Raw genomic sequence first — 11,570 nt, forward strand, 5'->3', positions numbered from 1 at the left:
TGCGATGAGAGCCCACCCCGCAGGCCCGATGCACGCCGGCCTGACCCCCGCGCCCGAGTCCGCCGGGCCGCGTCCCGGGTCGGCCGCGGAGCTGGACCACCTGGCCCCCGCCGTCTGGCCGCGCAACGCCGAGCGCGGCGCGGACGGCGCGCTGACCGTCGCCGGTGCCGACGTCCGCGATCTCGCCCGGGAGCACGGCACCCCGCTGTTCGTGCTCGACGAGGACGACTTCCGGTCCCGCTGCGCCGAGTTCGCCGCCGCGTTCGGGGCCGGCTCGGTGCACTACGCCGCCAAGGCGTTCCTGTGCACCGAGGTCGCCCGCTGGGTCGCGCAGGAGGGCCTGTCGCTGGACGTCTGCTCCGGCGGCGAGCTCGCCGTGGCCCTGCGCGCGGAGTTCCCCGCGGAGCGGATCGCGTTGCACGGCAACAACAAGTCCACCGACGAGCTGATCGCGGCCGTCGACGCCGGGGTCGGCGGGATCGTGCTGGACAGCTTCGACGAGATCGCCCGGCTGGACGCCGTCGCCGCCGAGCGGGGCCGCACCGCCCGGGTGCTGATCCGGCTCACCGTCGGCGTCGAGGCGCACACCCACGAGTACATCGCGACCGCGCACGAGGACCAGAAGTTCGGCTTCTCCATCGCCGGTGGCGCCGGTTCCGACGGGAAGGACTCCGCGGCGCTGGAGGCCGCCCGCCGGGTGATCGGCTCCCGGCACCTGGAGCTGGTCGGGCTGCACTCGCACATCGGCAGCCAGATCTTCGAGACCGAGGGCTTCGAGGCGGCCGCCCGCCGGGTCGTGAAGGTGCTCGCCGACCTGCACACCGAGCACGGCGCGGACAACCTCGCCGCGCTGCGCACGCTGGACCTGGGCGGCGGCATCGGCATCGCCTACCGCCCGGCCGACACGCCGCTGTCGATGCCCGCGCTGGCCGAGGAGCTGCGCTCGATCGTCAAGCGGGAGTGCGCCGCCGCCGGGCTGGACGTCCCGGGCATCGCCGTCGAGCCCGGCCGGGCGATCGCCGGGCCCGGCACCGTCACCCTCTACGAGGTCGGGACGATCAAGGACGTGCCGCTCGGCGGCTACACCCGCCGCTACGTCAGCGTCGACGGCGGGATGAGCGACAACATCCGCACCGCGCTCTACGACGCCGAGTACGACGTCCGGCTGGTGTCCCGCTCGTCGGAGCGCGACAGCATCCCCGACGGCGACGAGCCGGTGCTGTCCCGGGTGGTGGGCAAGCACTGCGAGTCCGGCGACATCGTCGTCCGCGACTGCTGGCTGCCCGCCGATCTCGCGCCGGGCGATCTGCTGGCCGTCGCCGCGACCGGCGCGTACTGCTACACCATGGCGTCCGGGTACAACCGGCTGCCGCGGCCCGCCGTCGTCGCGGTGCGCGAGGGCGCCGACCGGACACTGCTGCGCCGCGAGACACTGGAGGACCAGTTCCGGTTCGAGGTGTGAGCACCCGGGCGTGAGAACGGCCACCCGGCGTGTCCGGGACCGGCCTGACCAGGAATGATCGGCGCCCGCTGGAGCGGGTGCGGTACGCGAGGAGGGCTTGTGGCGAGGGGTGAGAGCGGGGCCGTCCGGGTCGCGTTGCTGGGCTGCGGCACCGTCGGCACCGAGGTGGTCCGGCTGATCACCGACCAGGCCGCGGACCTGACCGCGCGGGTCGGGACCCCGGTCGAGCTGGTCGGCGTCGCCGTCCGCAGGCCGCACCGGCACCCGTGGCTGACCGAGAACTTCGGTCACCTGGTCACGACCGACGCGGGCGCCCTCGTCGCGCGCGACGACGTCGACGTCGTCGTCGAGGTGATCGGCGGCATCGAGCCGGTCCGCGGCTGGCTGCTGGAGGCGTTGAAGGCGGGCAAGTCGGTGGTCACCGCGAACAAGGCGCTGCTCGCCGAGGACGGCCCGACGCTGGCCGAGGCGGCCGACGCGTCCGGCGCCGATCTGTACTTCGAGGCCGCGGTCGCCGGGGCGATCCCGCTGCTGCGCCCGCTGCGCGAGTCGCTGGCCGGGGACCGGATCACCCGGGTCGCCGGGATCGTCAACGGCACCTCGAACTTCATCCTGTCCGCGATGGCCTCCGGCGGCACCTCCTACGGCGACGCGCTGGAGGAGGCCACCCGGCTCGGCTATGCCGAGGCCGACCCGAGCGCCGACGTCGACGGCTACGACGCCGCGTCCAAGGCCGCGATCCTGGCGACGCTCGCCTTCCACACCCGGATCACCGCCTCCGACGTGCACCGCGAGGGGATGCGCGGGGTCAGCTCCGCCGACGTCGCCGCGGCGCGCCGGCTCGGCTGCACGATCAAGCTGCTGGCCATCTGCGAGCGGGTCGTCGACGAGGCCGGGGCGGAGTCCGTCTCGGCCCGCGTCTACCCGGCGATGGTGCCCGACTCGCACCCGCTGGCCCGGGTCGACGGCGCGTTCAACGCGGTGTTCGTCGAGGCCGAGGCGGCCGGCCAGCTGATGTTCTACGGCCAGGGCGCCGGCGGCGCGCCGACCGCGTCGGCGGTGCTCGGCGACATGGTCGCGGTCGCCCGCAACCGGGTCGGCGGCGGCCGCGGCCCGCGCGAGTCCGCGTACGCCAGCCTGCCGGTGCGCGCGATCGGCGAGGTCCCGACCCGCTACCACGTCGATCTCGAGGTCGCCGACCGCGAGGGCGTGCTGGCCGCGATCGCCGGCGAGTTCGCCCGCCAGGGCGTCTCGATCGCCGCGGTGCGCCAGACCGGCGGGATCAACGGCTCGATCGACAGCACCGCGCGCGCCGACGACGCCGGGCCCGGGCCGGCCCGGCTGACCGTCGTCACGCACTCGGCGCGCGAGGCGGCACTGTCCGCGACGGTCGCCGCGCTCGCCGATCTCGACCACGTGATCGGCGTGGTCGGGGTGCTCCGGGTGGAGGGCCTGGGCCGCGCGGTCAGCGCGCTGGGCATGGGCGAGTGACGGTGCGGACCCAGAACACGGTGCGATCCGGCTGTTGCCGGCCGAACAGGGGAGGCGACCGGCGATGACCGGCAGCGTGCACAACGTCCGGGGCCCGGCCGCCGGCGGCCCGACCCCGGCGGTCCAGGCGACCGGCGCGGTGGCGCCCCCGCCGCCCGGGCACTGGCCCGGCGTCGTCGAGGCGTACCGGGACCGGATGCCGGTGCAGCCGGACTGGACCGTCGTCACCCTCGGCGAGGGCGGGACGCCGCTGCTGCCCGCCCCGCGGCTGTCCGAGCGGACCGGCTGCCAGGTGTTCCTCAAGGTCGACGGCGCCAACCCGACCGGTTCGTTCAAGGACCGCGGGATGACGATGGCGGTCACCGCCGCGCTCGCCGACGGCAAGCAGAGCGTGCTCTGCGCCTCCACCGGCAACACCTCGGCGTCGGCCGCGGCGTACGCGACCCGGGCCGGGATGACCTGCGCGGTGCTGGTCCCGCGCGGCAAGATCGCGCTCGGCAAGCTGGCCCAGGCGGTCGCGCACGGCGCCCGGATCCTGCAGATCGACGGCAACTTCGACGACTGCCTGGAGCTGGCCCGCAAGACGACCGCCGACTACCCGGCGATCGCGCTGGTCAACTCGGTGAACCCGACCCGGATCGCCGGGCAGGCGTCCGCCGCCTACGAGATCTGCGACCAGCTCGGGCAGGCCCCGGACATCCACTGCCTGCCGGTCGGCAACGCCGGCAACATCACCGCGTACTGGAAGGGCTACCGCGGCTACCACTCCGACGGGCTGATCTCGGAGCTGCCGCGGATGTTCGGCTACCAGGCGGCCGGCGCCGCGCCGCTGGTGCACGGCGCCCCGGTGAAGGAACCGGAGACGGTGGCGACCGCGATCCGGATCGGCGCGCCGGCGTCCTGGCGCGGCGCGACCACCGCCCGCGACGAGTCGAACGGCCGGTTCGCCGCCGTCACCGACGACGAGATCCTGGCCGCCTACCGGCTGCTGTCCGCCGAGGAGGCGGTGTTCGTCGAGCCGGCGTCCGCGGCGAGCGTCGCCGGCCTGCTGCAGTCCAGCGCGGACGGCACGCTGCCGAAGGGGTCGCTGGTGGTCTGCACGGTGACCGGGCACGGCCTGAAGGACCCGGACTCGGCGCTGCTCACCGCGCCCGATCCGGAGATCGTGCCGATCGATCCCGGCGCCGTCGCGGCGGCCCTCGAGCTGGCCTGATGGGTCGTCCGACACGGGTCCGCGTCCGGGTTCCGGGGTCCACCGCCAATCTCGGGCCCGGCTTCGACTCGCTCGGGATGGCGCTCGGGCTCTACGACGAGATCGAGGTCGAGACGTTCGACACGCCCGGCCTGTTCGTCGACGTCGCGGGGGAGGGCTCCCGGCACGTCCCGCGGGACGAGCGGCATCTGGTCCTGCGCGCGATGCGCCAGGCGTTCGACCTGTTCGGCGGGTCCGACCCGGCGGCGGCGCCGGCCGGCCTGCGGCTGCGCTGCACGAACGCGATCCCGCACTCGCGCGGGCTGGGCAGCTCGGCGGCGGCCGCGGTCGCCGGCGTCACCGCCGCGGCCGTGCTCTGCGGGCGGGACGCGGCGCTGGAGCGCGACGCGCTGCTGCAGCTCTCGGCCGGGATGGAGGGCCACGCGGACAACGCGGCGGCCAGCCTGATGGGTGGTTTCGTCGTCGCCTGGGAGTCCTCCGGTGCGGCCCGCCGGTTCCACGCCGAGAAGCTGGACGTGCACCCGGACGTGCACCCGGTCGCGTTCGTCGCGGGCACCGAGTCGTCCACGAAGACCACCCGCGGCCTGCTGCCGGAGACCGTCCCGCTGGCCGACGCGGCGTTCACCGGCAGCCGGTGCGCGCTCGCGGTGCTGGCGATGACCCGGCGCCCCGATCTGCTGCTGGACGCGACCGAGGACCGGCTGCACCAGCCCTACCGGCGGGCCGCGTACCCGGCGTCGTTGCAGCTGGTCGAGGACCTGCGCCGGCACGGCGTGCCGGCGGCGATCTCCGGTGCCGGCCCGACGGTGCTGGCGCTGACCTCGGACGGATCGGTGCCCGACGCCGTCGACACCGGCGGTTTTGCGGTGCTGCCGTTGCCGGTGGACACCGTCGGGGTCCGGGTCGACGTCTCCTGAGCAGCGGGAATGCGCCGGCCGCCCGGCTCGTTGAGACAGGTGGCGTGACGTACACGACCGCGATCGGCGGACTCGCCGGGTGGGGGTTGTTGCCGCCCGCGAGCGATACGTCTAGTCTCGGCGCTGTACGGCGATCCACGCGACATCCGCGTAGTCTGCAGCCGGGCCCGCTCGCCCGATCTCCTTTCTGACTGGACTCGGAATCCCGAACGGGCGGCCTGACACCCGCGACGTCGTCGTGGTGCTCCATTTTGTGAATGCTGCCGGTGCGGCTCACCCGCGCCGGTCAAGCGCGTGACATCCCCTGACCTGGACAGGACAACCGGGTCGGTCAGGAAGGAACTCTGTGAGCGAGACCGATCTCGCCGGAACCGGGACCGCATCGAACGAGGCGGCGCCCCGCCGTCGCGGCGGCCTGTCCGGCATGGTGCTGGCGGAACTGCGTCAGCTGGCCACCGAGCTGAACGTCCCGGACATCTCCGGCATGCGTAAGGGCGACCTGATCGCGGCCATCAAGGAGCGTCAGGGCGGTGCCGCGACCCCGGCCCGGAAGTCGAAGGCCAAGCCTGCGGCGACCGGGTCCGACGGTGCCGACGCCCCCCAGCTCCCCCTGGGCGACACCGCGGCGGCCCCCGAGCCGGCCGCGAAGCCCGCCGCCGAGGCCACCGCCGCGCCTGCGGCCGAGCCCGCTGCGGGGTCCGCCTCGAACGGTGCCGCCGAGCAGGCCGAGGCGCCCGCGCCGCGTACCCGCCGCCGTCGTGCGGCGACCCGGCCGGCCGGTGCCCCGGAGTCGGCCGCCGAGCCGGCCGCCGCGGAGCAGGCCGGCACCCCGGCCGTGGCCGCGGAGTCGCCCGCCGCGGCGGCGGTCGCGGAGCTGACCCCGGCCGCCCCGGCCGAGGCCCCCGCGAAGCCGGAGCCGTCCGGTGAGGACCGCAAGGCCGACCGCAACGACGACGGGCAGGAGGGCGGCGGCCGCCGGTCCCGCACCCGTCGTCGCGGTGGCCAGGGCGACGACGCACCCGCCCAGCGCGACGCAGGTCAGAAGGACGCCCAGCCGGACTCCGGCGACGACTCCCGCGACGGCGGCCGGGGCGGCCGCAACCGGGACAACGACGGCGGCGGCCGCGGCGGGCGCAACAACCGCAACGCCGACAACCGCGGTGACGGCCGGAACGACGGCCGGAACGAGGACGGGGGCCGCGGCGGCCGGAACAACCCGGGCCGCAACGGCGGCGGCAACTCCCAGAACCTGGGCAACGCCGCCAATGCCGGGAACACCGGGAACGCGGCGAACGCCGGCGGCTACGACGACGACGATGACGACGGTGACGGCCGCGGCCGCCGCGGCCGCCGGTTCCGGGACCGCAGGCGCGGCCGGGACCGCGAGCGCGGGGGCGGCGGCGGCAACGTCGACACCGAGATCCGCGACGACGACGTGCTGCTGCCGGTCGCCGGGATCGTCGACATCCTCGACAACTACGCGTTCGTCCGGACCACCGGCTACCTGTCCGGCCCGACCGACGTGTACGTGTCGATGTCGATGGTGCGCAAGAACGGCCTGCGCCGCGGCGACGCGATCACCGGCGCCGTCCGCCAGCCCCGCGAGGGCGAGCAGCAGCGGCAGAAGTTCAACCCGCTGGTGCGGGTGGACACGATCAACGGCCGGGACCCGGAGTCCGCCCGCAACCGGCCCGAGTTCACCAAGCTGACCCCGCTCTACCCGAACGAGCGGCTCCGCCTGGAGACCGACCCGACCCAGCTGACCACCCGGGTCATCGACCTGGTCATGCCGGTCGGCAAGGGGCAGCGCGCGCTGATCGTCTCCCCGCCGAAGGCCGGCAAGACCACGGTCATGCAGGCCATCGCGAACGCGATCACCACGAACAACCCCGAGTGCCACCTCATGGTCGTCCTGGTCGACGAGCGGCCGGAGGAGGTCACCGACATGCAGCGGTCGGTGAAGGGCGAGGTCATCGCCTCCACCTTCGACCGCCCGCCGTCGGACCACACCACGGTCGCGGAGCTCTCGATCGAGCGCGCCAAGCGTCTCGTCGAGATGGGCCACGACGTGGTCGTCCTGCTGGACAACATCACCCGCCTCGGCCGGGCCTACAACCTGGCCGCGCCGGCGTCCGGCCGGATCCTCTCCGGCGGTGTCGACTCGACCGCGCTGTACCCGCCGAAGCGGTTCCTCGGCGCGGCCCGCAACATCGAGGACGGCGGCTCGCTGACGATCTTCGCCACGGCGCTGGTGGAGACCGGGTCCACGATGGACACGGTGATCTTCGAGGAGTTCAAGGGCACCGGCAACGCCGAGCTCAAGCTCGACCGCAAGATCGCCGACAAGCGCGTCTTCCCGGCGATCGACGTGGGCGACAGCAGCACCCGCAAGGAAGAGCTGCTGATGTCGCCGGACGAGCACGCCGTCATGGTGAAGCTCCGCCGCGTCCTCGCCGCGCTGGACGACCAGCAGGCGATCGACCTGGTGCTCGACCGGCTGAAGAAAACCAAGACCAACATCGAGTTCCTGATGCAGGTCGCCAAGAACACCCCCGGCAAGGACGACGACTGACGGCCCCCGGGCCCCGGTGGGAATTCCGCCGGGGCCCGGGTGGTTGAATGGCATGTCAGCTTCCCGGCTCCGGTTCACCCTGCGGAAGCAGGGACCCGGCGGCCACCGAGAGGAGATCCCATGCGCGAGGGCGTTCACCCTCAGTACGTCGACACCCAGGTCACCTGTGGTTGCGGCAACCAGTTCACCACCCGCAGCACGAAGTCGAACGGTGCGATCACCGTCGAGGTCTGCTCGGCCTGCCACCCGTTCTACACGGGCAAGCAGAAGATCCTGGACTCCGGCGGCCGCGTGGCCCGCTTCGAGGCCCGTTACGGGAAGCGTCAGCGCGCCAACCAGTAGCCACCGTCACGGCGCCCGTCCCCTCGCCCCGCGCGAGGAGGCGGGCGCCGTTTCGCGTTCCCAGCCCGCTCCCGCGACGGAGGACCTCATGACCAGCCAGTCGGTCGACGCGCTGCTCGACGAGCACGCCGAGCTGGAGCAGCGTCTCGCCGACCCCGGCGTGCTCGCCGACCAGGCCCAGGCCCGCAAGCTCGGCCGCCGCTACGCCCAGCTCGGCCCGATCGTGACCACCGCGAACGAGCTGGCGCGGGTCCGGGCCGACCGGGACGCCGCCCGCGAGCTCGCCGCCGAGGACCGGACGTTCGCCGCCGAGGCGGACACCCTCGACACCCGCGTCGTCGAGCTGGAGACGGCGCTGACCGAGCTGCTCGTGCCGCGCGACCCGCACGACTCCGACGACGTCCTGATGGAGGTCAAGTCCGGCGAGGGCGGCGAGGAGTCCGCGCTGTTCGCCGGGGACCTGGTCCGGATGTACACCCGGTACGCCGAGTCCCGCGGCTGGAAGGTCGAGCTGCTCGGCGCCACGCCGTCGGACCTGGGCGGGTTCAAGGACGTGACGCTGTCGGTGCGCGGCCGGGACCCGGCGGACGGGGTCTGGGCGTCGCTGAAGTTCGAGGGCGGCGTGCACCGCGTGCAGCGGGTCCCGGTCACCGAGTCGCAGGGCCGCATCCACACCTCCGCGGCCGGTGTCCTGGTGTTCCCCGACACCGACGAGACGCCGGACGTCGAGATCGACGAGAAGGACATCCGGGTCGACGTGTACCGCGCCTCCGGGCACGGCGGGCAGAGCGTCAACACCACCGACTCCGCCGTCCGGATCACCCACCTGCCCACCGGCATCGTCGTGACGTGCCAGAACGAGCGTTCCCAGCTGCAGAACAAGGCGCGCGCGATGGACGTGCTGCGGGTCCGGCTGCAGGCGAAGGCGGAGGCGGAGGCGGCGGCCGCCGCCTCGGAGTCGAGGCGCTCGCAGGTCCGCACCGTCGACCGGTCGGAGCGGATCCGCACCTACAACTTCCCGGAGAACCGGATCTCCGACCACCGGGTCGGGTTCAAGGCGCACAACCTGTCCTCGGTCCTCGACGGGAACCTGGCCGACGTCGTCGCCGCCCTGGTCGCCGCGGAGCGCGCCGAGGCGATGGCCGGCACCGCCGCCGGCGCCGGCCAGGGGGGAGACGGCGCGGCGTGATCGGTCCGGTCGTCCCCCGCCCGTGTGATCCCGCCGTCGCGTCGCGCCCCGGGCACGGCCACGACCCGGAGAATGGCACCGTGACCAGGGGACTCCGGTGAGCAGGCAGCCGCTGCGGGTGGCGATCGCGGAGGCCGAGCGGACACTGGCCGCCGCCGGGGTCGCGTCCCCGCGGGTCGACGCCGAGCTGCTCGCCGCGCACGTCCTCGGCGCGCAGCGCTCGACGCTGCCGATGATCCCGCTGGTGGACCCGGACGTGGTGGCGCACCTACAGGCCCTCGCGACCCGCCGCGCCACCCGGGAACCGTTGCAGCACATCCTCGGCACCGCCGTGCTCGGACCGGTCGAGGTGGCCGTCGGGCCGGGGGTGTTCACCCCGCGCCCGGAGACCGAGCTGCTCCTGGAGTGGGGCCTCGGGGCGCTGCGGGACGTGCGGCGCCCGGTGGTGCTCGACCTGTGCACCGGCTCCGGCGCGCTCGCGCTGGCCTTCGCGGTGTCCCGCCCGGACGCCGAGGTGCACGCGCTGGAGGCCGATCCGGCCGCGCTGTCCTGGACCCGGCGCAACCTCGACGCGCACGTCCGCGCCGGTGGGCGCCCGGTGACCCTGCACGTCGCCGACGTCCGCTGGCCGGACCTGCTGATCGAGCTCGAGGCCGGGGTCGACCTGGTCGTCTGCAACCCGCCCTACGTCCCCGACGGCACGCCGGTGCCGCCCGAGGTCGAGCGCTGGGACCCGCCCGGCGCGGTGTTCGGCGGGCCGGACGGCACCGAGATCATCCAGGCCGTGGTGCGCGGGGCCACCGGCTGGCTGCGGCACGGCGGGGCGCTGGCGATCGAGCACGACGACACCCACGGGGAGTCGGTGCCCGCGCTGCTGCGCCGGCGGCGGACCCTCGCCGACGTCACCGAGCACCACGACCTGAACGACCGGCCGCGCTTCGTGACCGCCCGGCGCGTCCCGAGCCACTGAGCCGCGCCCGCCCTGCCCGCTCTGCCCCGCTAGGCCGCGCCCCGCCCCGCCCCGCCCGCTCTGCCCCGCCCCGCCCTGCCGCGCGCGCCCGCTGTGCCGCCGCGCTGCGCCGCGCACGCCCTGCCGCGCCGCGCGCCCCGCGTCTTGCCCGCCCGGCCCCGCCGTGCTGCGCCGCGCCGTGCCCCGCCGCGCTGCGTTGTGCCGCGCTGCGTTGTGCCGCGCTGCGTTGTGCCGCGCTGCGTTGTGCCGCGCTGCGTTGTGCCGCGCTGCGTTGTGCCGCGCTGCGCCGTGTCAGGCCGCACTGCGTTGTGCCGTGCCCCGCCCCGCCGCGTGGCGCCCCGCCCCGCCCCGCCGCGCCGCGCCGCGGCCCCGCCGTGCCTCGCCGCGCCGCGTCCTGCCGCGCCCTGCCCCGCCCCGATCTGCCGCCCCGCGCAGCGCCCGCTCCGTTGCCCGGCTCCTCCGCATCCCGCGCTTGCCCTGCCCCGCCGCGCCACGTCCTGCTGCGCCCAGCCGGCCCCGCTGCGCCGGGCTCTGCCGCGCCGCGCTGCCTCACTCCGCCCCGCCGGGTGAGGGCCCCGCTCCGAGTCGGAGCCTGTCACTCGTCGAGATGCGTCTCAGCGCGATTTGTGGATCTTTCCGGTGCGCTGAGCTGCATCTCGGCGTGCAGGGGCGGGTTCGCCCTGTCGCTGCGCGCTCTGGCGTGCGTCCTGCCGCTTCGCGCTTCGCCCCGCCGCGTGTTGCCCTGCCCGGAGTCGCACCCCGTCACCCGCCGAGATGCAGATCAGCGGGAGTTGTGGATCTTCCGAGCCCGCTGAGCTGCATCTCGGCGGGTAGGGCGAGCCCGGCCCGGCGGTGCGGCGCCGTGCTCGGCCCTGTTGCGTCACGCTGCGCTGCGCGCTCGTCCCGCCGGCTTGGTGCTGCCCCTCCAGCGGCGCTGCCCTTCCCGCGGCGCTGCCCCTCCCGTGGCACCGCGCTGCCACGGCAATGCGCTGCTCCCTGCCGGGCGCCGCCCCTCCCCAGTCGCACTCCGTCACCCATCGAGATGCAGATGAGCGCGATTTGTGGATCTTTCCGGCGCGCTGAGCTGCATCTCGGCGAGCAAGCGGGGCAGCCCGCCCCGCCTCGCCCCGCCCGGCCTGCTCTGCGGCGCTGCTCCGGTGCGCTCCCCGCATCGCCGCGCCGCGTCCTACGCCGTTCCGCGCCCTGCCATTCGCGGTGCCTCCTACCGCGCTGCGCTCTGCTCACCTGCGCCGCGTCCCCTGCCGCGCCGCTTCCCTACCGCGCCGCGCTCTCTCCTGCCCGCGCCCGGCCCGCCCGGCGGCGCCGCGCTTCGCCGCCCGCGCCGCGCTTCGCCGCCCGCACTGCGCTCCGCCAGTCGCGCCGCGTCCTGCCCACCTGCGTCGCGCCCCGCCCG

General features: G+C 75.1%; 8 protein-coding genes. All 8 read left to right on the forward strand.

The genetic code is table 11. The features are described from left to right. Positions 1-4: 4 nt before the first annotated feature. The 8 genes from lysA (at position 5) to prmC (ending at position 10,156) form a co-directional block, all read left to right on the forward strand. Positions 5-1,462 carry a diaminopimelate decarboxylase gene (gene lysA, locus ABD160_RS19255; protein WP_344024403.1) on the forward strand — a complete coding sequence of 486 codons (1,458 nt, stop codon included), beginning with the start codon at positions 5-7 and terminating at the stop codon, positions 1,460-1,462. Positions 1,463-1,561: 99 nt separating this feature from the next. Beyond that, the gene (locus ABD160_RS19260; protein WP_344024404.1) at positions 1,562-2,953 is read left to right on the forward strand and encodes a homoserine dehydrogenase; all 1,392 of its coding nucleotides are present in this window, start codon (positions 1,562-1,564) and stop codon (positions 2,951-2,953) included. A gap of 196 nt (positions 2,954-3,149) precedes the next feature. Next, a complete protein-coding gene (gene thrC, locus ABD160_RS19265) occupies positions 3,150-4,166 on the forward strand; it encodes a threonine synthase (protein WP_344024512.1) in 1,017 nt (338 codons plus the stop codon). Beyond that, a complete protein-coding gene (thrB, locus tag ABD160_RS19270) occupies positions 4,166-5,083 on the forward strand; it encodes a homoserine kinase (protein ID WP_344024405.1) in 918 nt (305 codons plus the stop codon). The genes thrC and thrB overlap by 1 nt, the downstream gene beginning before the upstream one ends. Positions 5,084-5,507: 424 nt before the next feature. Then, positions 5,508-7,655 carry a transcription termination factor Rho gene (gene rho, locus ABD160_RS19275; RefSeq protein ID WP_344024514.1) on the forward strand — a complete coding sequence of 716 codons (2,148 nt, stop codon included), beginning with the start codon at positions 5,508-5,510 and terminating at the stop codon, positions 7,653-7,655. Between the two features lie 120 nt (positions 7,656-7,775). Beyond that, positions 7,776-7,997 (forward strand): 50S ribosomal protein L31, encoded by a 222-nt coding sequence (rpmE, locus tag ABD160_RS19280; RefSeq protein ID WP_344024406.1) that lies wholly within the window; start codon positions 7,776-7,778, stop codon positions 7,995-7,997. An 88-nt stretch (positions 7,998-8,085) separates the two neighbouring features. Beyond that, positions 8,086-9,186, forward strand: a complete 1,101-nt coding sequence (prfA, locus tag ABD160_RS19285; protein WP_344024407.1) for a peptide chain release factor 1 — start codon at positions 8,086-8,088, stop codon at positions 9,184-9,186. A gap of 97 nt (positions 9,187-9,283) precedes the next feature. Further along, complete coding sequence (gene prmC / locus ABD160_RS19290) at positions 9,284-10,156, forward strand: peptide chain release factor N(5)-glutamine methyltransferase (protein ID WP_344024409.1); 873 nt, start codon at positions 9,284-9,286, stop codon at positions 10,154-10,156. The last annotated feature ends 1,414 nt before the right edge of the window (positions 10,157-11,570 follow it).

Source organism: Pseudonocardia kongjuensis, assembly GCF_039526905.1.
GTDB lineage: Bacteria > Actinomycetota > Actinomycetes > Mycobacteriales > Pseudonocardiaceae > Pseudonocardia > Pseudonocardia kongjuensis.